Annotated in this window: 18 protein-coding genes; 10 read left to right on the top strand and 8 right to left on the bottom strand. The window is 47.7% G+C overall.

All coding sequences use genetic code 11. From position 1 onward, the window contains the following. Positions 1 to 36 precede the first annotated feature (36 nt). Both UM402_RS10855 and rapA read right to left on the bottom strand, forming a co-directional pair. The gene (locus UM402_RS10855) at positions 37 to 693 is read right to left on the bottom strand and encodes a pseudouridine synthase (protein ID WP_053953900.1); all 657 of its coding nucleotides are present in this window, start codon (positions 691 to 693) and stop codon (positions 37 to 39) included. Further along, complete coding sequence (gene rapA / locus UM402_RS10850) at positions 693 to 3,353, bottom strand: RNA polymerase-associated protein RapA (protein WP_058577047.1); 2,661 nt, start codon at positions 3,351 to 3,353, stop codon at positions 693 to 695. Before rapA ends, UM402_RS10855 begins: the two co-directional genes overlap by 1 nt. Before the next feature lie 142 nt (positions 3,354 to 3,495). On the opposite strand from rapA, the gene UM402_RS10845 reads away from it, so the two are divergent. Continuing rightward, positions 3,496 to 4,890, top strand: coding sequence for a PhoH family protein (locus tag UM402_RS10845; protein ID WP_407716541.1), 1,395 nt, complete (start codon positions 3,496 to 3,498; stop codon positions 4,888 to 4,890). A 10-nt stretch (positions 4,891 to 4,900) separates the two neighbouring features. Here UM402_RS10845 and UM402_RS10840 read toward each other — a convergent pair whose 3' ends face one another. From UM402_RS10840 to UM402_RS10815, 6 genes are read right to left on the bottom strand one after another with little or no spacing between them, the layout of a single operon-like run. After that, the gene (locus UM402_RS10840; protein ID WP_058577046.1) at positions 4,901 to 5,869 is read right to left on the bottom strand and encodes a hypothetical protein; all 969 of its coding nucleotides are present in this window, start codon (positions 5,867 to 5,869) and stop codon (positions 4,901 to 4,903) included. Positions 5,870 to 5,888: 19 nt separating this feature from the next. Further along, entirely contained in the window at positions 5,889 to 6,179 is a 291-nt protein-coding gene (locus tag UM402_RS10835; protein WP_053953904.1) for a hypothetical protein, read from the bottom strand. Positions 6,180 to 6,216: 37 nt separating this feature from the next. After that, positions 6,217 to 6,651 (bottom strand): Holliday junction resolvase RuvX, encoded by a 435-nt coding sequence (gene ruvX, locus UM402_RS10830; protein ID WP_053953905.1) that lies wholly within the window; start codon positions 6,649 to 6,651, stop codon positions 6,217 to 6,219. After that, a complete protein-coding gene (locus UM402_RS10825; protein ID WP_053953906.1) occupies positions 6,648 to 7,205 on the bottom strand; it encodes a YqgE/AlgH family protein in 558 nt (185 codons plus the stop codon). The genes ruvX and UM402_RS10825 overlap by 4 nt, the downstream gene beginning before the upstream one ends. Before the next feature lie 60 nt (positions 7,206 to 7,265). Continuing rightward, positions 7,266 to 8,210: a glutathione synthase gene (gene gshB / locus UM402_RS10820; protein WP_053953907.1), complete on the bottom strand. Its 945-nt coding sequence runs from the start codon at positions 8,208 to 8,210 to the stop codon at positions 7,266 to 7,268. Between the two features lie 10 nt (positions 8,211 to 8,220). Next, positions 8,221 to 8,952: a 16S rRNA (uracil(1498)-N(3))-methyltransferase gene (locus UM402_RS10815; RefSeq protein WP_058577045.1), complete on the bottom strand. Its 732-nt coding sequence runs from the start codon at positions 8,950 to 8,952 to the stop codon at positions 8,221 to 8,223. 115 nt (positions 8,953 to 9,067) lie between these two features. Here UM402_RS10815 and metK point away from each other — a divergent pair, with 115 nt between their 5' ends. From metK to UM402_RS10770, 9 genes are all read left to right on the top strand, one after another. Beyond that, positions 9,068 to 10,213 carry a methionine adenosyltransferase gene (gene metK / locus UM402_RS10810; protein ID WP_058577044.1) on the top strand — a complete coding sequence of 382 codons (1,146 nt, stop codon included), beginning with the start codon at positions 9,068 to 9,070 and terminating at the stop codon, positions 10,211 to 10,213. Between the two features lie 90 nt (positions 10,214 to 10,303). After that, complete coding sequence (gene tkt, locus UM402_RS10805; protein ID WP_058577043.1) at positions 10,304 to 12,304, top strand: transketolase; 2,001 nt, start codon at positions 10,304 to 10,306, stop codon at positions 12,302 to 12,304. Further along, positions 12,305 to 13,324 carry an erythrose-4-phosphate dehydrogenase gene (gene epd / locus UM402_RS10800; RefSeq protein ID WP_058577042.1) on the top strand — a complete coding sequence of 340 codons (1,020 nt, stop codon included), beginning with the start codon at positions 12,305 to 12,307 and terminating at the stop codon, positions 13,322 to 13,324. It begins immediately after the preceding gene. A 27-nt stretch (positions 13,325 to 13,351) separates the two neighbouring features. Further along, positions 13,352 to 14,533, top strand: coding sequence for a phosphoglycerate kinase (locus UM402_RS10795; RefSeq protein WP_058577041.1), 1,182 nt, complete (start codon positions 13,352 to 13,354; stop codon positions 14,531 to 14,533). Positions 14,534 to 14,565: 32 nt separating this feature from the next. Further along, on the top strand, positions 14,566 to 15,630 hold the full coding sequence (fba, locus tag UM402_RS10790; protein WP_058577040.1) for a class II fructose-bisphosphate aldolase: 1,065 nt from the start codon (positions 14,566 to 14,568) through the stop codon (positions 15,628 to 15,630). 10 nt (positions 15,631 to 15,640) lie between these two features. Beyond that, on the top strand, positions 15,641 to 16,426 hold the full coding sequence (locus UM402_RS10785; RefSeq protein ID WP_063744300.1) for a DUF481 domain-containing protein: 786 nt from the start codon (positions 15,641 to 15,643) through the stop codon (positions 16,424 to 16,426). Between the two features lie 120 nt (positions 16,427 to 16,546). After that, positions 16,547 to 18,466 carry a methyl-accepting chemotaxis protein gene (locus UM402_RS10780; protein ID WP_058577039.1) on the top strand — a complete coding sequence of 640 codons (1,920 nt, stop codon included), beginning with the start codon at positions 16,547 to 16,549 and terminating at the stop codon, positions 18,464 to 18,466. Between the two features lie 92 nt (positions 18,467 to 18,558). Next, positions 18,559 to 19,239: a TIGR00153 family protein gene (locus UM402_RS10775; protein ID WP_058577038.1), complete on the top strand. Its 681-nt coding sequence runs from the start codon at positions 18,559 to 18,561 to the stop codon at positions 19,237 to 19,239. 14 nt (positions 19,240 to 19,253) lie between these two features. After that, on the top strand, positions 19,254 to 20,525 hold the full coding sequence (locus UM402_RS10770; RefSeq protein ID WP_058577037.1) for an inorganic phosphate transporter: 1,272 nt from the start codon (positions 19,254 to 19,256) through the stop codon (positions 20,523 to 20,525). The last annotated feature ends 93 nt before the right edge of the window (positions 20,526 to 20,618 follow it).

The raw sequence follows: 20,618 nt of genomic DNA, 5'->3' as shown, positions 1-20,618 counted from the left end.
AGGGAACGGAACTTGATAATAAAAAAGCGTAAAAAACTAAAAAGGCAGTGGGCTTGTGAAAGTAACGGCTTGCTCGGTGAGAGGGTGGGCAATCGTTAATGAATGAGCGTGTAAGTGTAATCGCTCAGTCATGTTAAAGGCGTCAGTGTGTGCGTAAAACTTGTCCCCCAAAATGGGGCAACCTAACGCCTGCATGTGCACGCGAAGCTGGTGTGAACGTCCGGTATGCGGGTAGAGCTCAACCCGTGAATAGTTTTCATTAGTTGCTAACACGCGGTAACCCGTGGTGCTGTCTTTGCCGGTGAAGAAGTCCATGTGTTGGCGAGGGCGGTTCGGCCAGTCACACGACAGCGGGAGTTCAACAACGCCTTGTTGCGCTGGTAAGCGGCTCCACACGTCAGCAATGTACGTCTTTTTAGTCACGCGCTGCTGAAATTGACGGCTAATATGGCTTTGAGCATGGCGAGTTTTTGCCAGCAAAATGACCCCCGAGGTTGCCATGTCGAGTCGGTGAACAACTCGAATATCGGGTAACACACGCTGTGCCCTGGTATATACAGAGTCGCGATGCTCAATATGCTTACCAGGCACACTGAGCAAGCCCCCTGGCTTATCAACCACCAGCAATTCAGAGTCCTCGTAAATAACTTTTAGGTAAGGCTCTAACGGTGGTCGATAATGCAAAAGGGCCATTAGTGATTATTCACCAATATGCGAATAGCCGTTAGCGACAGTTGCGGCTGCTCGGTTGCCGCCAACAAAGTGGCTTGGCGCTCTTTGAGAGCCTCAATTTCTGACTCACGAACGGATGGGTTCACGTCCTTTAATGCTTCCAGACGCTTGAGCTCGCGTTGCAGTGTCTCACTGATTTTTTCTTGCTGCGCCTTAACCAACCGTTCTTGCCAACTGCGAGCTTGGTCCTGGGCTCCGTGTATCAGATCTTGAGCCGGGCCTCGTAACTGCTTCAAAATTTGACGAGCGGTTTTTTTGTCGAGAAAGCTGGCTTGCTGATCAAGTAGCTCCCGTGAGACTTTATCCGACAGTTCTCGGCCCTGACTGTCGAGTAACAAACGCAGGTTACCTTGCGGACAAAATTCCTGAGCCGCGGTTTTAGCAGGAGCCGTTACTGTATTGGTGAAGTCCAGTTCGAGAAACCAACTGCCTGCCGGAATGGCGGTGTTTTTCATTTGAGCAACGCACGTACTGCCAAAGTCGTCGGTGGACAGCAGTTCTAACGCGGCCTGAACCATCGGATGATCCCAGCTAAGAAAGTCTACGTCTTCAAAGTTAAGTGCTGTTACCCGGTTGAAAGTAACCGTGATGCCATCTTCTGGCAGGCCGGGGAGTCCAGGAATACGCATGTGTTCGCTGGCGCGAATAAACCAACGGTTCTCGTCCAGAACTTCGTTGTTAACACCAAAGCGGTCCCAAAATGCGAGCATAAAGTCCGCGACGGTATCGACGTCTGAGTCTGTTTCAATATTCCCGATAATGCGCTCGGCCTGCTCGGGGCGGCAGGCGTTCATTGCCTGCAGTTTGTCATGACCCTGCTTATTAAGTTCACGCCATGCATCACTCAACTCTTGAGTTTGCTGAATAATGTCGTCGGACAAGGGTTGACGTTTTTGAAGTGCCGCTTCAATGAAGGTGCCAAAGGCGTCGTAAAGTTTACGACCAATGGCATTACACTGGCGGAAGGCATTCATGCCTTGTTCATACCACGGCAGCAAAATGGATTCGCTTGAACCTGAAGTATAAGGCAGATAGATATCAATCGTATTTTGCTGACCAATTCGGTCTAAACGGCCAATGCGCTGCTCGAGTAAATCGGGGTTGGTTGGCAAATCGAATAAAATCAGTTCGCTAACAAACTGAAAGTTACGGCCTTCGCTGCCAATTTCAGAGCATAATAACACTGGGCTGCCGTCTTCTTCACTTGCAAAGAATGCTGCGGAACGGTCACGTTCAGTCAGTGTCATGCCTTCATGGAAGGTGGCCGCCTGAACCCCGGCTAAAACGCGCAATGCTTCCGATAAGTCGAGTACCTGCTCAGCAGTTTTACAAATGAGGAGCGCTTTAGTATTGCGATTCTCTTTAAGGTGGTTAATGAGCCAGTCGACTCGTGGATCATCCATCCACCAGGGCATACCCTCTTCTGGCGTAAACTCAGGCAGTTCTATGGGATGGAATCGGCGCTCGGGAAAGCCGCCAATGTCTGCACGACGATTTCGGAACATGACTCGGCCGGTACCGTATTTATCGAGAAGCGCATCGAGTTTCTCGCTATCGGTAATTGATTCTGCTTGTTCGGCGAGCTCTTTGTAATGCTCTTGCTCTTTTAAAAAGGCTTCGTAGTCATTAAAACGATCAGGGTCCAGCAGTTGCAAACGCAGGAAGTGTCCTTCCGAACCTTCCTGCTCAGGCGTTGCTGTTAACAGCAATAGTCCGGGAATGGATTCACACAGTGCTTTGACTTGCGCAAACTCGTCAGCGTCGGGTTGTAAGTGGTGGGCTTCGTCAATGACGAGTAAGTCGAAATCAGCGTCCGACAAAGCACTTTGCCATTTCGGCTCTTTAATAAAGTCACTACTGACAATAATATGCTGCTCAGTGAGAAACGGGTTTCCTGTATCTTCCGAGGCTTGCTCACAACGCTCTTCGTCAAACAGAGTGAAGCTTAAAGCTAAGCGGCGACGCAGTTCGATGAGCCATTGATGCATGAGCGATTCAGGCACCACTATCAGAACTCGACTGGAGCGGTCGGTCATCAGTCGGCGCTTTATGATCATGCCAGCTTCAATAGTTTTACCTAAGCCTACTTCGTCGGCTAAAAGAACGCGTGGGTGGTAGCGGTCAGCCACTGTTTTTGCAATATATAACTGATGTGGCAGTAAGTGCGTGCGCACACCCAAAAGTCCGGCGACTTCGCTGTTTTGATACGCAGCCAAATGCTGATTCGCTTCGCAGCGTAATTGGTACATATCTAAGCGGTCGGCTTGTCCCGCCAGTAAACGGGTCAGCGCTGGGTTGTTGTCAATTTGGTACGACAACTGTGGTTCAGGAACCGTGACTGTTTCCTGGGTGTCCTCGCGTGTGCCGTGGTAAGTGACAATGCCTGCCGCTTCAGACAGCTCCTCAATAATAAAAGTCCAGCCCTCGGCGTGTTTCCCTTGCTGTCCTTCCTGCAATAGGTAACGGGCTAAAGGCGCCTCTTGTGCGGCATATAAGCGCACTTCACCGTTGGCAGGAAACATAACGGTTATGTGGCGTCCCTCTGCTTGTGTGATAAGGCCAAGCCCCATTTCCGTTTCAGTTTCACTGAGATACCGTTGGCCGACTCTAAATTCACTCACTGCAGAACTCCCAATCGCTTTATTTAAGGGCGGCAATGGTACTGAATTCACCGAAAAATTCCGAGAAAAAATTTTCTCTGTGTCACTATTTTGTCATTAATTTTAGGCTAAGCTGTAATTAAACAGTAACGACAAAAGGTAAATGCCTATGTCTGAAAATAAAGCGGGTAAATACTTCATCCTCGACACCAACATTCTACTGCATGACCCTCTTGCCTTCCTCAACTTCGACGAGCACAACGTTATTATACCAATGGTTGTTCTCGAAGAACTCGACAAAATTAAAGACCGAAATAAAGACGTCAGCCGTGAGGCGAGGGTGGCGATTCGTTCTTTAGAAGAGGCATTAAAAGAAGCTCGGCCGGATGAAATTATTGATGGTGTAAAACTCAGCCGTATGCACGGCGAGCACAACGCTCAAGGCACCTTGGCAATATTCCCGGATTATCAGTTGGAACAAAACGAGTCGGTGCTATCTTTATCCGAGAATGACCACCGTATTATTCAGGCTGCACTGGAAATTCAAAAAGATAAATCTCCGGCAGAAGTCGTGCTGGTGACAAAAGACATTAATATGCGTCTGAAAGCCAAAGGCGCGGGCATGAAATATGTCGAAGACTACCGTACCGATCAGCTTATTGACGATATTCGCTTACTGACCAAAGGCTTTTATAAATTTGAAGGGGATTTCTGGTCGCAGGTCGGTAGCGTGGAAACCCATCAGGAAGGACGCGATGCCTACCATACAATGGGGCGTGAGCTGCTGCCGCAGGTTTTTGCCAACGAATATATTATTGATGAAACCAGCAGCTTTGCGGCCCGGGTGGATACCTACGACAAAGACTCGGTAACCCTTATGGACTTAGGCGTTGAACGGCTAATGTCGTATGACGCCTGGGGAGTGCGACCAAAAAACATCTATCAGGCAATGGCGCTACATGCTTTATTAGACACCCATATGGATATGGTCATTCTAACGGGGCCTGCCGGTAGCGGAAAAACCTTTTTGGCGCTTTCGGCAGCTTTGCAAATGGTAGTCGAGCAGGGCATTTATGAAAAAATTATTGTGACCCGCAATACGCCGGAAATTGCTGAGTCGATAGGCTATTTGCCAGGTACGGAAGAAGAAAAAATGGCACCTTGGCTATCGGCTATTACCGACTCACTGGAAGCTTTACACAAGCATGATGAAAGCATGGAGTCGAGTCTTAGCTACATTATGAAAAAGGCGAACATTCAGTTTAAGTCTTTAAACTTTATGCGTGGACGCAGTATTCAAAACGCCATTGTCATTCTGGATGAAGCGCAGAATTTAACGGCCTCACAGCTTAAAACACTCATAACTCGCTGTGGGGAGAACACGAAATTGATTGTATCGGGGAACCTGGCGCAAATAGACAGTTATTACTTAACCGCGGTCACATCGGGCCTGACTTATATTGTGGAACGTTTTAAAGATTACCCGGGCAGTGCGACTGTTAACTTAAACGGTGTGGTACGCAGCTCCTTGGCACAATTTGCGGAAGAGCATTTATAAAGCGGGGAAATTAATTCACGGGTTTTACAGTGTACTGACCGGTGCGAATATGAAACTCGGTATCTTCACCTACGGTTCCCGCCGGCATAGCGGCGGGGCCGGTAACATCAACCAGCACGTATTGAATGCCCTCATGCTCAATGGTCGTGTCACTGTCACGTTTGCTTATATTGATGCCGAAAACCGCATGCTCGGGTAAGTAAATAATTGCCATTTTAGCGTTATTGATAATGTTACGCATAATAGCCGTCATTAGCGTCACTTTGCTGTCGCAATCGCCTTGGTTGTAATAAATCAGTTGATTCGGTGGAGTAAAGCCATCGCCGCGGCTGTCGAGTTTGTTGGTCAATTCGTTGTAAGGTATTTGCTGTAGGAAACTGGTCACATAATTAATGTAATTTCGCTGTGTATTGTCACCCAACTGCTCGCCAATCGCATTAATTAGCGGCTTTATGACGTTCTCCATTTCACTGGCTATAGCGGCATGGTCTGGAATGATACCTCGCTCTCCAGGTGGCAGTGAGATACTTTCGTAGAAATTAGAATCCAGATAGTCAATCCAACGCTCATTGTAGTACTCGCGCAAGCGTCTCTTGTACTGTTCGAGCTGAGTTTGCTGCTCTTGATTTCTCGCCCGACTTGTCACTAGTTCCACGCTTTGCTGCCTGGGGGTTAGTTTTGCTTGAATACCTCGCCAATTTTGCTGGCGAATGTATCGATTGAGCTGGCGGCTTAATTCACGCTGACTGCGTTCACGATTAAATCCGCGGTAACGCTTTAAGGGTTCCAGGAAGTCTTTTTTGTGGGCGGAAAACTCTATGGCGTTTTGATTACCATCGAAGTCGTCCCAGTGATACGAAAAGTGGAGTTGGTTGTCTTTTTCATCAAGCTGAAAAAAAGATTGAGCAAGGCTGCTCGAGGAAAATAACAGTAAAAAACTGAGAGAAAGCCAGAAAAACGCACCGTTATGATGTGTCACGCTGGCTTCCTTAACGTCCTTAAAACTTCATTTCCGTAATGGGGCTTTCTTCGAATTTAAGGTCGATTTGGTACTCGACACCGCCCGCACGGACAAAAAAGTAGGTTTTTTCTTTCTTAAAGACTTCTAATAAAGACACCAGTCTAAGCCCCGGTCTACGCTCTGGCGGAAGGTCAGTAAACTCAACGCCACTGCGCGATACGAGAATGTTGTCGTATTTAGGCCCAGTAATTAAGAGAAGTTTTTTATTTTCATCTTTTAAGAGAATTGTATTGCCCGTAACTGAATACGGTTCTTCGTTACCAAACAAGGTCAGCTCCTGTCACATCAACTGATTACTGAGCACACTATAACGAATTATCGCTGGTTGGCAAAGAATTGCTCAAGAAATCCTCGACAATTAGCAGTGCGGCTTGACTATCGACAAGTCCTTTTTCGAGCTTTTTATAGCCGCCGCTGTTAAATAGCTCTTCGCGTGCAGCCGTTGAAGTCAACCGTTCGTCTTGAAAAGATACGGGCAAGCCGAAACGTCCATGTAAGCGATTACCGAACTTTTTGGCACGTTGGGTCAGTGGTTGCTCGCTACCATCCATATTTAAAGGTAGCCCCACAACCAGGCGCTCTGGCTGCCACTCTTTAAATAACTGCTCTATAGCGTCCCAGTTAGGAATGCCGTCTTTGGCTTTTAAAGCGCTAAGCGGTGACGCTGTCCCGGTAACACTTTGACCAACGGCGACTCCGATACTTTTGGTGCCAAAGTCAAAGCCAATTATTGTGCTCATGCGTGTCCTACGTCAGGCGCCAATTTCCAAACATCGAAACCGAGCTTCTCGGTTGCTTTTTGCCACCGTTCACTGACAGGAGTATTGAATAAAAGCTCAGGGTCGGCAGGTATCGCTAACCAAGAGTTCTCTTCCATTTCCTCTTCTAGTTGGCCTGCTTCCCAACCCGCGTAACCCAGTGTCAGCAAAAAGTGCTGCGGTGCGGCCGAGGAGCCCAGCGCCTCCAAAATATCACGCGATGTGGTGACCATAATATCGTCGCTCATTTTTAAGCTGGCGCGCCAATTGTCTTGTGGAGGGTGAATGACAAAACCTCGCTCGCGACCGACAGGGCCGCCTTGATAAACCTGGCCTTGCAGATACTCGTTGTTATCCGGGTAAACAATTTCTAATTTATCCAGTAACGATGTTACGCTGAGCTCCGCAGGCTGGTTAATGACCAGCCCCATAGCGCCCTCTTCATTGTGCTCACAAATGTAGGTAACGGTCCGTTTAAACGCTGGATCGTTTAGCATGGGTGTTGCTATCAAAAAATGGTTTTGTAAGCTGTTCATCGATTCACCGACTCCTTAACGATAATCTCTACTTTCGATATGGGGGCGCAAAGAGGAAATTCAATTTAATTTCGACTCGGCAGCTTCAAACACCAATTCGGCAATATTGATATCGTAAGCGTTTTCAATTTCCCGCATGCAGGTTGGGCTGGTTACGTTTATTTCTGTTATACGGTCGCCAATGACATCCAGACCAACCAAAATAAGGCCTCTTTTTTTCAGTTCAGGTCCAACTTTACGTGCTAGCGCCCAGTCACTGTCGGAAAGCGGCTGTGCGCGACCGCTGCCGCCTGCCGCTAAATTACCGCGAGTTTCACCGGCGCTGGGAATACGAGCTAATGAGTAAGGCACCGGCTCACCATCAATAATCAGAATGCGCTTGTCACCGTCTTTAATTTCCGGCAAATATTTCTGAGCCATGGCGTAGCGCTGGCCTTTCTCGGTGAGGGTCTCAATAATAACGCTCAGGTTGTTACCGTCTTCGGTGACTTTAAAAATTGAAGCGCCGCCCATGCCGTCCAACGGCTTCAAAATGACATCGCCGTGCTTTTTGTGGAATGCTTTTATAACGTCTGCACGGGCACTGACCACGGTGTCAGCAATAGCGTCCGCAAACCACGAGGTGAACAGCTTTTCATTACAGTCACGAAGGCTTTGCGGCTTATTCACTACCAGGCTGCCACGATGTTCGGCAAGCTCTAATATGTGCGTGGCATAAAGGAATTCGCTGTCAAACGGCGGATCTTTGCGCATCATAATGACATCGAAGCTTTCCAAAGGCAGGTATTCGCTGTCACCAAGGTCATAAAAGTCAGTTTTTTGGTCGCGGACAGTGACCTCCTGTGCGAACGCCATCGGGTTTCCGTTGTCGATAACTAAGTCGCCCAGCTCCAGGTAGAAGCATTGATAGCCGCGCGCTTGTGCCTCGAGTAATAAGCGGAAGCTGGTATCTTTCTCGGTCTTTACGTCGGCGATAGGGTCCATCACCATTGCTAACTTTTTCATATAAACTCCTTTAGCGTAAATCGCCAAACTGATACTGCACAGCGGTTAAAGCAGAGAGCGCTGCGGTTTCTGTTCTTAATATTCTTGGGCCTAACTTCATGGGTTTAAAGCCCTGGCTTGCCGCGTTGCTGACTTCGTCATCGGTAAAACCGCCTTCGGGACCAATCAGTAACTGAATACCCTTGTCAGCTTGAGTATAAGATGACAGCGGCTGTTCTGCTGTTGGATCGAGCGTTAACCGCAAGCCGTCAAAGCTGTTGTTTATAAAGTTTTCTAGCGTCTGTGCCTGTTTAACGTCCGGTACTACACTGCGGCCGCACTGCTCACAAGCCGAGCGCACTATTTTCTGCCATTGTTGCTGTTTTTTTTCGAGCCTGTCACCGCTGAGCTTTACGCCGCAGCGCTCGCTAAACAACGGCGTAATTTCGCTGACCCCCAGTTCCACTGATTTTTGCAACACGAAGTCCATACGGTCGCCACGCGAAATAACTTGTCCTAAGTGCACATGAACCGGAGATTCAATATCGTTCGCTTCGGCTGCGGTTGCCTTAAAGGACGCAGACTTTTTCGCAACATGAGTGATGGTTGCCGGGTAGTTTTTGCCGTCCCCATTGAACAGGACAATGCTATCGTTTACGTTTAAACGCAGCACTTTGATCAAGTGTTGAAAACCGTCAGCACTCAGTTCGGCTTCAACGTTTAGGTCGATGGGATCAGGGTGATAGATCCGCGGTACTCGCATGCTATTTGCCTTATTCGGACTTTTAGACGTCCAGAAGTAGAAAAAAACAGAGTGATCGGTTACATTATGCAACCAGTATTGAGTGATTTCATCAAAATAAAGGAATAGTGGGCATATGTCACGTCACCTGTTTACTTCAGAGTCAGTGTCCGAAGGGCATCCGGACAAAATTGCCGACCAGATATCTGATGCGGTTTTAGACGCCATTTTAGCAAAAGATCCTAAAGCCCGTGTTGCTTGTGAAACTTACGTTAAAACCGGCATGGTGCTGGTTGGCGGTGAAATTTCAACAAAAGCCTGGGTTGATGTTGAAGACCTGGCTCGTCAAACCGTCAAAGACATCGGCTATCGACATTCCGATATGGGGTTTGACGGTGCGTCATGTGCGGTTTTAAACGCCATAGGCAAGCAAAGTGGCGATATTAATCAGGGCGTCGACCGTGCTCACCCTGAAGAACAGGGCGCAGGTGACCAGGGGCTGATGTTTGGCTATGCCTCGAACGAAACCTCCGTTCTAATGCCTGCACCAATTACTTATGCGCATCGAGTGATGCAACGTCAGTCGGAAGTGCGTAACAACGGCACGCTGGACTGGTTACGCCCTGACGCTAAAAGCCAGCTGACTTTTGTTTATGAGAACGGCAAGCCCGTCGCCATTGATACCGTGGTTCTGTCAACGCAACACAGAGAAGACATTACTCAGGAAACTTTGCGTGAAGCGGTGATGGAAGAAATTATTAAACCGGTATTGCCGGAGCAGTGGATTTCCAAAGACACGCAATTCCATATTAACCCAACCGGACGCTTTGTTGTTGGCGGACCTATGGGTGACTGTGGTTTGACGGGTCGTAAGATCATTGTCGACACCTATGGCGGTATGGCACGTCACGGTGGTGGTGCTTTCTCAGGTAAAGACCCATCTAAAGTGGATCGTAGTGCGGCTTATGCTGCACGTTATGTTGCTAAGAACTTAGTCGCCGCCGGTTTAGCGGAGCGTTGCGAACTGCAAATTTCTTACGCCATTGGTGTTGCGGAGCCAACCTCTATCAGCATTGATACCTTCGGTACGTCTAAGCACTCAGAGGAGCAATTAATTGCACTGGTGCGCCGTCATTTTGATTTACGTCCTTATGGCTTAATTAAAATGCTCGACTTAGAGCGTCCTATTTATAAGCAAACAGCGGCATACGGGCACTTTGGTCGTGATGGCTTGCCATGGGAACAAACGGACAAGGCTGCCGATTTACAGGCCGATATTTAGCCAGAAATTAACCAATAAATTTGCTTGTACCCCCTGAAATGTGGAGAATACGCGCATCGCAAGTTGCTCTTCATCCTCAGGGGGTTTTTCATGTCAGATCGTCAATATCTCGCCAATGCCATCCGTGCACTCAGCATGGACGCAGTTCAAAAAGCCAAGTCGGGACACCCCGGCGCGCCAATGGGCATGGCAGATATCGCAGAAGTGCTGTGGCGTGACTACCTAAAGCATAACCCGAATAACCCGGACTGGGCTGATCGCGACCGCTTTGTGCTGTCGAACGGTCATGGCTCTATGTTGATATACTCATTGCTGCATTTGACGGGTTACGACTTAAGCATTGATGATTTAAAACAATTCCGTCAGCTGGATTCTAAAACCCCTGGCCACCCCGAGTATGGTTATACCCCTGGTATTGAAACGACGACCGGCCCTTTGGGTCAGGGTATTGCTAATGCTGTTGGTATGGCGTTGGCAGAGAAAGTACTTGCGGCACAATTTAATCGCGAAAACTACAATATTATCGACCACCACACCTACACATTCTTGGGTGATGGTTGCTTGATGGAAGGCATTTCTCATGAGGTATGCTCTTTGGCGGGCACCCTAGGTCTTGGCAAGCTGATTGCGTTTTACGACGACAACGGTATTTCAATTGACGGTGAGGTTGAAGGCTGGTTTACCGATAATACTGCTAAGCGCTTTGAGTCTTACGGTTGGCAGGTTATTGAAGCGGTTGACGGTCATGACGCACAAGCAATTACACAAGCTATTGAAGAAGCACGCTCAGAAACTGAGAAGCCAACACTGATTATCTGTAAAACTGTTATCGGTTTTGGTTCGCCGAATAAGCAAGGCTCTGAAAGCTGTCATGGCGCACCTCTGGGTGACGATGAAATTGCAGCTACTCGCAAACAGTTGAACTGGTCGCACGATGCCTTTGAAATCCCTGCTGATGTCTATCAGCAGTGGTCAGCAAAAGACAAAGGCGCAGCGGTGGAGTCATCGTGGAACAAGCGTTGGGTGGCTTATGAACAAGAGCACCCAGAGCTCGCAAAAGAGTTGAAGCGTCGCCTGAATGGCGAGCTGCCGGAAAACTTCTCGACAACCGTTTTTGACTACGCACAAAAACTACAGAACGCACCGGAAGCCATTGCAACGCGTAAAGCGTCGCTGAATGTATTAAATGAGATGGGTCCAAAATTGCCGGAACTGTTAGGCGGTTCAGCTGACTTAGCCGGCTCTAACCTGACGTTGTGGGAAGGTGCCAAGGGCGTTACCGCAGACGACGCTAGTGGCAATTATGTTTACTACGGCGTGCGCGAGTTTGGTATGTCGGCCATTATGAACGGTGTGACGCTGCACGGCGGCTTCAAAGCTTATGGCGCGACCTTCTTGATGTTTATGGAATACGCACGTAATGCGGTTCGTATGGCGGCGTTAATGAAACAGCCAAGTATCTTTGTGTATACCCACGACTCTATTGGCCTGGGTGAAGATGGTCCCACACACCAACCGGTTGAACAGTTAGCAAACTTACGTCAAACACCGAACTTGCAATGCTGGCGCCCATGCGACCCTGTGGAAACCGCAGTAGCCTGGGGGGCAGCAATACAAAGCAGTAAAACACCGTCGGCATTGGTGTTTAGTCGTCAGGGAATGCAGCAGCAAGAGCGTGACGAAGAGCAAGTAGCAAGTATTGCTCGTGGTGGTTACATCCTGAAAGACTGTGAAGGTCAGCCTGAAATTATTTTCATTGCGACTGGCTCGGAAGTGGATTTGGCCGTTGAAGCCTATGAGCAACTCTCTAAAGAAGGGCGTAAGGCGCGCGTTGTTTCAATGCCATCGACTAATGTGTTTGATATTCAAAGCGCTGAATATAAAGAGTCGGTCTTACCGGCAAACGTAACACGCCGTGTTGCAATTGAAGCGGGTATTACCGACTTTTGGCTGAAGTATGTTGGCTTAAACGGTGAAGTAATAGGCATGACCACTTTTGGTGAGTCAGCGCCTGCCGGTGATTTATACAAGCACTTTGGCATTACCGCTGAAAGCGCTGTGGCCGCTGCCAAACGTTTATTGGACGCGTAAATGAGCAAAGCTGTTCGTATCGCAATTAATGGCTTCGGTCGTATTGGCCGAAGCTTTTTGCGTGCGCTTTATGAAAATGGTTACCGAGACAGTATTCAGGTGGTGCTAATCAACGAACCAGCGGCTTCGGAAGCGATAGCTCACCTACTGAAGTACGACTCGAGCCATGGTCGCTTCGGTTTCAAAGTAACGCAATCAAATGATGAACTCACGGTTGCCGGTGATGATATAGCCTTAGCTCATGAAACTGAAATTGAAGCGATAGACTGGCGTTCCTATAACGTCGATTTTGTTGTCGATTGCACAGGGGTTTACGGTTCTCAGGACGACGGTCAACGTTATATAAAGCAGGGTATTAAGCGGGTGCTGTTTTCGCACCCCGGTAAGCCCGATGTCGACTTTACCGCCATTTACGGCGTGAATGAAAACGAGCTTTCCCCCGAACATAAAGTGATTTCCAACGGCTCTTGTACCACGAACTGTATTGTTCCGGTTATTAAAGTGCTGGATGACGTTTTTGGTATAGACTCAGGTGCTATCACTACGATTCACTCGGCAATGCACGACCAACAGGTTATAGACGCTTACCATCCAGACTTACGTCGTACGCGTGCCGCAGGCCGTTCCATTATTCCGGTCGATACAAAATTAGCGCGCGGCATTGAACGTATATTGCCGCATTTAGAAGGACGCTTTGAAGCCATTGCTGTGCGGGTGCCAACCACCAATGTGACCGCAATGGATTTAAGCGTTACGCTAAATAATGATGCGACGCTGCAAATGGTCAATAAAGTGCTCAAAGAGCATAGCGCTGGTGCGTTGCAGGGCATTCTGGATTATACCGAAGAGCCACTGGTTTCTATCGACTTTAACCACGATCCTCATTCGTCAATTGTGGATGGTACGCAAACTCGCGTTAGCCATAAGCGGTTGGTAAAGCTTTTATGCTGGTGTGATAACGAATGGGGCTTTGCGAATCGGTTACTGGATACGACTCGCAAAATGGCCGAACAGATTTAATCTGAATTTAAAGAAGAGAGGTTTTAGATGTCTGTCATAGCAATGACCGATTTGGATTTATCAAATAAGCGTGTACTGATTCGCGAAGACCTGAATGTGCCGGTTAAAGACGGCAAAGTCGCATCAGATGCTCGCCTGAAAGCGGCTATTCCAAGCATTAAAGCTGCGTTGGACGGCGGCGCGAAGGTTATGGTTATGTCCCACCTGGGCAGACCGACCGAGGGCGAATACGATGCGCAGTTTTCAATGCAGCCGGTTGTAGACTACTTGGCAGATGCTCTCGATTGCCCGGTACGTTTGTGCAAAGACTATCTTGATGGCGTTGAGATTGAAGCGGGCGAGCTGGTTATTTTTGAAAATGTACGTTTCAACGTTGGTGAGAAGAAAAACGATGATGAGCTGGCGAAGAAGCTAGCTGCCTTATGTGATGTCTATGTTATGGATGCTTTTGGCACAGCGCACCGTGCGCAGGCATCGACTCATGGTGTTGCTAAATACGCACCGGTAGCATGCGCTGGCCCGTTGTTGGCTGCGGAGTTAGACGCTCTTGGCAAAGCATTGGAAAACCCGAAACGCCCATTAGTGGCTATTGTTGGTGGCTCTAAAGTATCAACGAAACTAACGGTGCTGGAGTCATTAAGTGGTGTTGTTGACCAGCTTATTGTTGGCGGTGGTATTGCTAATACTTTCGTAGCTGCTGCCGGTCATAATGTCGGTAAGTCGCTATATGAAGCCGACCTCACAGACGAAGCCAACCGGTTAGTTGAACAAGCTAAAGCCAAAGGCGGTGATATTCCGTTACCGGTGGATGTTGTAACAGGCAAAGAATTCAGTGCCGAAGCAACAGCTGAAACAAAAGCAGTAGACGCAGTTGCCGATGATGACATGATTTTTGATATTGGCCCTAAAACAGCAGAACAACTGGCTTCTATGCTGACAAATGCCGGTACCATCGTATGGAATGGTCCGGTTGGCGTATTTGAATTTGAGCAGTTCGGTAATGGCACAAAAGCCATTGCGGATGCCATTGCCAATAGCGATGCTTTTTCTATTGCAGGCGGAGGAGATACCCTTGCCGCCATTGATCAATATGGTATCGCTGATAAGATAAGCTATATTTCAACAGGTGGCGGAGCATTTCTGGAGTTTCTGGAAGGCAAAACTTTACCCGCAGTGGCCGTTTTAGAAGAGCGCGCAAACGACGCCTGAACCCAAGTTTTATAATTTAAAGGAGTATTTTTATGGCCCTGGTGTCATTACGACAGTTATTGGATCACGCCGCCGAACACGATTATGGTGTACCGGCGTTTAACGTAAATAACCTTGAGCAAATGCGTGCCATTATGCAGGCAGCGGACGCAACCGACAGCCCGGTTATTGTTCAGGCTTCAGCGGGCGCACGCAAGTACGCGGGTGCTCCTTTCCTGCGTCACTTAATTCAGGCTGCGGTTGAAGAGTGGCCACATATCCCTGTGGTTGTTCATCAGGATCACGGTACGTCACCGGCGGTTTGTCAGCGTTCCATTCAATTAGGCTTTAGCTCAGTCATGATGGACGGTTCGTTGCTGGAAGACGGCAAAACGCCTGCTGATTATGACTATAACGTTCGAGTCACTAAGCAAACCGTAGAAATGGCACATGCGTGTGGTGTTTCAGTTGAAGGTGAACTCGGCTGTCTGGGCTCGCTAGAAACAGGTGAAGCGGGTGAAGAAGACGGCGTTGGCGCTGAGGGTAAGTTGTCACACGATCAGCTACTGACAGACCCTGAAGAAGCCGCGGAGTTTGTTAAAGCAACCAATGTGGATGCTTTGGCGATTGCTTGTGGTACGTCTCACGGTGCCTACAAATTTACGCGCCCACCGACAGGCGATATTTTGTCCATTGATCGCATTAAAGAGATCCATCGTCGTATTCCGGGTACACACTTGGTGATGCATGGTTCATCATCTGTGCCTCAGGAATGGCTGAAAGTTATTAACCAATTTGGCGGCGAAATTCCTGAAACTTACGGCGTTCCGGTTGAGCAAATTCAGGAAGGCATTAAAAACGGTGTTCGCAAAGTCAACATTGATACTGACTTACGTTTAGCCTCAACGGGTGCTATCCGTCGCCACTTGGCAGAGAACCCATCAAACTTCGACCCGCGTAAATTCTTAGCGGCAGCAACAACGGCGATGGAAGAAATCTGTAAAGCGCGTTATGAAGCCTTCGGTTGTGCAGGCATGGCAAGTAAAATAAAACCAATAACACTAGAAACCATGTTCCAGCGCTATGAAAGCGGTGAATTAAATGCAATTGTAAAATAAAGGGGTTAATGTGCGTTTATCAGTATTGTTTGCAAGTTTATTTTTGTCAGTTTCGGCCAGTGCTCAAACCTTCATGTTTGATGACGCTGACGATATGGATACCGAAACGGTTGAAGAGTGGGAAGCAAGTGCTGAGTTTGGCCTGCTTTACACGTCGGGTAATACCGAGACTGAAAGCTTAAAAGGCAAGCTTAATATATCGCGAGACGTCCAAAATTGGCGTCATAAAGGTGTTATTGACTACTACACGGCTGAACAGGAAGACCAGTCAACCGGTGAGTCGATAGAAACCGCTGATCGTATGTTTGTGTCGGCTCAGAGCAACTACAAGTTTTCACCGGACAGTCGTTCATCGTTGTTTGTATTTGGTTCTTATGAAGAAGACGAGTTTAGTGGTTACGAGTACCAGGCAACGGTAGCAACCGGTTATGGTGCGCGTTATCGCTATGATGAAGACATTTACGCCGACTATGAAATTGGTCCTGGTTACTCTCGAACCAAGCCAATTCAAATTGAAGGTGAGCCCCCTGTTGAATCTGAAGGGCAAATGATTCTTCGTTTGGCGGGTAACCTGGACTGGAAAATTTCCGAGAATTCAAAGTTCAATGCATTGCTGTCATCTGAATTGGGTGAAGACAACACTAAGAGTAAAGCAGAAGTCTCATTGTCATCGAACATTAACAGTTCACTAGCAATGAAGTTTTCTGTCAGCGGAACGCACAACTCAAACGTATCTGATGAAAGCATTGAAAAGCTGGATACGGAAACGGCTGTTACTCTGGTTTATACGTTTTAAGGTCTATTCAGACTTAATTGTTCCTAAAAGGCCGCGTTGAGTAAATCTTCGCGGCCTTTTTCATAAAATTGTCATAAAAGCGTCTTAAACTGACCGCATTATTCAAAGCGGTTTGACGTTATGCGCGTATCCACATTCAGTCGAGTTTCTTCTTTTGTTTTACTTGGGTTGTCGCTGTTTTTTTTAACGGTTCTGTTTTGGTCGAGCAACAAGCTCAACACTATTGAGGATAAGCAGGCAACTTATTCGTCAGTAAAGCAAAGTCTGATGGTTAATGTGGTTACTGATCTAAGTGGCTACCTGCAGTCCGGAAATACCTTACTGCTTACTGACGCCCAAAAGGCAGTAGAGCACGCCGAAACTAAATTGGTTGACTTAGGCTTTGATAAAAAATCCGATGTTGTTAACCAGCTCCAGTCTATAAATACCAGAATAGGCAAAGATTACCGATCAGTTGGGAAGCTCTCTGGGCAGGAAACTGCTTTGCTTTTTAATGCTGAGCGTTCATTGTCGAATGAACTTTCCCGGTTATTTGATTACGCCCGAAAAGGAATTGCAAACAGCCCGTCCGCCAGCCAAAAGTATGCTCAGGTTGGTAGTGACCTCATCCTATTAATAAATGAGCTTGTTCATACCCGGGAGCGTTTGTTTAATGGAGAAGTTGAGCAGGATGTTCTTCAGCAAGTTCTTAACTCGATCAAGCAAGAAATAAATAGGTTGGAGGGGTTACCAGCACTGGGCGTGAAGGAAGAACTGCCTGACCAGTCAATGATGCTTGTTCAACGTGAGGCGAAAGAGCAGGGCCCTACAATAATCTCGGAGATGGCCAGTCTGGTTAACCGTTACCCACGAGAGTTATCGTCCACTTTAGAGTTAATAGCCAAACGAGAGCAGGCATTCAAAAGTATCTCAGAAGACATTGCGCAAATTCAGGCAATAGCAGTAGCTGCTGAAAAGCAGCTTATCGACGTTCAGCAAGAACAACTTTTACAAATAAAGATAACCATTGTAGCGTTAGTTGCCGCTTTACTACTCTTTGCTTTAATTAACTTTTTGTTGCTAAAACAAATGGTTTTGACGCCTCTTCGAAGTTTGCGTAACGCTATGCAGCAACTCCTCGAACAGCAACAGCTTACCTACTTACCCGGTGCGGATAAAAGAACAGAATTCGGAGAAGTCGCCAAGTTTTTTAATGGTATTCTTGAGCAAACAAAGTCCAGTGAAGCGCAGAAGTCTCGTCAAATGTCTGTCGTAAATGACGCACTTAAAACGGTAATACAAGAGTTGCAGGAGCTGGTCTCATCGTCACATAAAACGCAAACATCGGCAGAATCAACGATTGAGGGCATTAATCAGCTCAATGAGCTGACGACCTCTTTAAATAGCTGTACGGCAGCGCTTGAGCAAAATGCGTTAGGTACACAAGAGTCGATGCAAGTAAGCCGGGAATACATCAGAAAACTGAGTGATGCGTCGAACGTGAATGAGCAGGCAATGAACTCTGCAAAAACGTCAGTTAATGAACTTGCCAGTTCTGTAGAGCAGGTGAGTTCGGCACTGTCTGTTATTTCGGGTATCGCTGATCAAACTAATTTACTGGCGCTTAATGCTGCAATTGAAGCTGCTCGAGCCGGGGAACAAGGGCGTGGTTTTGCGGTTGTCGCTGACGAGGTAAGGCAATTAGCCCAGAAAACTCAGTCCTCACTGACCAGTATTGATAGTACATTAGGAAAGCTGACGGACGCATCCGCTGCTATCGACAGTAGCTACCAGAATATTATAGAGACGAGCTCAAATCAGCATGAGTACGTTAATGTCCTGGTTGATACTGCGGACGAAGTTTCGAAGAAAGCACAGGCTTCAAGTGACGAGGCTAAAACCTCATTGCAGCTCGCAGAGCAGCAGAGCTCAAGGGTTACAGCGTTTTCAGAGGAAATTCGATCGTTAATCGATAATATGAGTCATGCCCATCAGTTGTTGCAAAATGTCGAACTACAGGTTGATAAGCAACAAAGTGAAATTGAGCAAGCGTTCAGCTGATAGATGTTTAATCAAACATCACGGTTCCATTTACAGAAACTTTTCGCTACCATTCGCGCAGCTAACAACAGCTGAAAAAATTGGAACTGGTTATGTCAATGAACTCATTCCTTGGGGTATTTGCAAAGTCCCCGATTAAACCGATGATCGAGCACATGGACGAAGTGCACCGCTGTGCTGAAGCACTGAAAGAGTTTTTTAAAGCGGTATACGCTAAGGACTGGGCGTCGGCAGAAACCGCTCGTAGCAAAATTGTTACGCACGAGCAAAAAGCGGACGAACTAAAGCGCAAAATTCGTTTGAACCTTCCAAGTGGCTTATTCATGCCCGTTGAGCGTACTGACTTACTTGAGTTGGTTTCTCAGCAAGACCGCATTGCTAACAAGGCCAAAGATATTTCAGGTCTTATGACCGGCCGTGAATTAACCATTCCTGAGCCGTTGGTAAAAGACTTCGACGCTTACCTGAATCGCTGTATTGACGCCGCTGCGAAAGCCAGAGAAACCATCGCCGAGTTTGATGACTTGCTGGAAACTGGTTTTAAAGGTCGTGAGCGCGACTTAGTTGATGATTTCATTGCAGAACTTGACGCAATTGAAGCAGACACCGATAAACTGCAAATCCAGTTACGCAAAGACTTACGCAAAATAGAGCTGGATATGAACCCACTGGATGCCATGTTTTTATACCGTATTTTGGACTGGGTGGGTGACTTAGCTGACTTGTCAGAACGAGTTGGTGCACGTTTTGAATTGATGCTGGCGCGAGTCTAAGCGGAGTCTAATTTATGGATATTATTTCAAGTTACAGCATGCTGCTTATTGGCATGGCGGCAATGTTCGGCTTTTTTATGGCCTGGGGTATTGGTGCTAATGACGTTGCTAACGCAATGGGCACCTCGGTTGGTTCAAAAGCGCTAACCATTAAGCAAGCTATTTTAATTGCCATGGTTTTCGAGTTTGCCGGCGCTTATCTTGCCGGTGGCGAAGTGACCTCCACGATACGTAAAGGCATTATCGACTCAGCCTACTTTGTTGATCAGCCTGAGCTTCTTGTTTTCGGTATGATTTCTGCGCTTCTGGCAGCAGGCTTTTGGTTGCTTATTGCGTCTTACCTCGGTTGGCCAGTATCGACAACCCACTCAATTATTGGTGCCATTGTCGGCTTTTCGGCGGTTGGCGTTAGCATGGAGTCTGTGCAGTGGGCGAAAGTTGGCGGTGTTGTGGGGAGCTGGGTTGTGACACCGGCGATATCCGGTTTCATCGCTTATCTCATATTCATGAGTGCGCAAAAACTCATTTTTGATCGTTCAAACCCGTTAAAAATGGCTCAACGATACGTACCTTTTTACATGGGGCTTGCAGGCTTCGTCCTATCGTTGGTTACCATTAAAAAGGGCTTGAAGCACGTTGGTTTAGACTTAGGCAGTCTGGAGGGCTACCTTTGGGCTTTAGGTATCGCTGTGCTTGTGTTTGTTATAGGTAAACTTGCCATTGGCCGTCTTAAGTTCAACCCGTCTGATGACAAAGACATGCATTACACCAACGTCGAGAAAGTATTTGCGGTACTTATGGTGGTAACTGCCTGTGCCATGGCATTTGCCCACGGCTCCAACGATGTCGCTAACGCGATTGGACCACTTGCTGCTGTTGTCAGTGTCGTAACAAATGGTGGTGAAATAGGTGGCAAAGCGCAGTTGGCATGGTGGGTGCTTCCGCTAGGCGGTATTGGTATCGTTGCCGGTCTGGCAATGCTGGGCAAACGTGTTATTGCGACCATTGGTAAAGGTATTACTCACTTAACGCCTAGCCGTGGTTTCGCTGCCGAACTGGCCGCTGCGTCTACCGTCGTGCTTGCGTCAGGTACTGGCTTGCCAATCTCTACTACGCAAACTCTGGTAGGTGCTGTACTGGGTGTTGGTATGGCGCGTGGTATTGCCGCTCTTAATTTAGGCGTTGTGCGCAATATCGTTGTGTCTTGGGTTGTGACCCTGCCGGCGGGTGCCATTATGTCTATTGTCTTCTTCTATATCCTGAAGGCGATATTCGGCGTGGCATAAGCTTCGCCAATTAAGAAGCCATGAAAAGGCAGCCTGTTTCAGTGACAGGCTGCCAACTTTCCAGTAAAATCCGCGCTTTAAAAGTGTTCCAGA

The organism is Idiomarina sp. OXR-189, from assembly GCF_034373425.1.
In the GTDB taxonomy this organism is placed as follows: domain Bacteria; phylum Pseudomonadota; class Gammaproteobacteria; order Enterobacterales; family Alteromonadaceae; genus Idiomarina; species Idiomarina zobellii.
The sequence above is the reverse complement of the archived record's forward strand: the minus strand, read 5'-3'. Positions and strand labels throughout refer to the sequence as shown.

Coding starts and splice junctions, on each gene's coding strand:
- UM402_RS10855 (WP_053953900.1), bottom strand. CDS start 693: ATGGCCCTTTTGCATTATCGACCACCGTTAGAGCCTTACCTAAAAGTT.
- UM402_RS10845 (WP_407716541.1), top strand. CDS start 3,496: ATGCCTATGTCTGAAAATAAAGCGGGTAAATACTTCATCCTCGACACC.
- ruvX (WP_053953905.1), bottom strand. CDS start 6,651: ATGAGCACAATAATTGGCTTTGACTTTGGCACCAAAAGTATCGGAGTC.
- UM402_RS10825 (WP_053953906.1), bottom strand. CDS start 7,205: ATGAACAGCTTACAAAACCATTTTTTGATAGCAACACCCATGCTAAAC.
- gshB (WP_053953907.1), bottom strand. CDS start 8,210: ATGAAAAAGTTAGCAATGGTGATGGACCCTATCGCCGACGTAAAGACC.
- UM402_RS10815 (WP_058577045.1), bottom strand. CDS start 8,952: ATGCGAGTACCGCGGATCTATCACCCTGATCCCATCGACCTAAACGTT.
- metK (WP_058577044.1), top strand. CDS start 9,068: ATGTCACGTCACCTGTTTACTTCAGAGTCAGTGTCCGAAGGGCATCCG.
- tkt (WP_058577043.1), top strand. CDS start 10,304: ATGTCAGATCGTCAATATCTCGCCAATGCCATCCGTGCACTCAGCATG.
- epd (WP_058577042.1), top strand. CDS start 12,305: ATGAGCAAAGCTGTTCGTATCGCAATTAATGGCTTCGGTCGTATTGGC.
- UM402_RS10795 (WP_058577041.1), top strand. CDS start 13,352: ATGTCTGTCATAGCAATGACCGATTTGGATTTATCAAATAAGCGTGTA.
- fba (WP_058577040.1), top strand. CDS start 14,566: ATGGCCCTGGTGTCATTACGACAGTTATTGGATCACGCCGCCGAACAC.
- UM402_RS10780 (WP_058577039.1), top strand. CDS start 16,547: ATGCGCGTATCCACATTCAGTCGAGTTTCTTCTTTTGTTTTACTTGGG.
- UM402_RS10775 (WP_058577038.1), top strand. CDS start 18,559: ATGTCAATGAACTCATTCCTTGGGGTATTTGCAAAGTCCCCGATTAAA.
- UM402_RS10770 (WP_058577037.1), top strand. CDS start 19,254: ATGGATATTATTTCAAGTTACAGCATGCTGCTTATTGGCATGGCGGCA.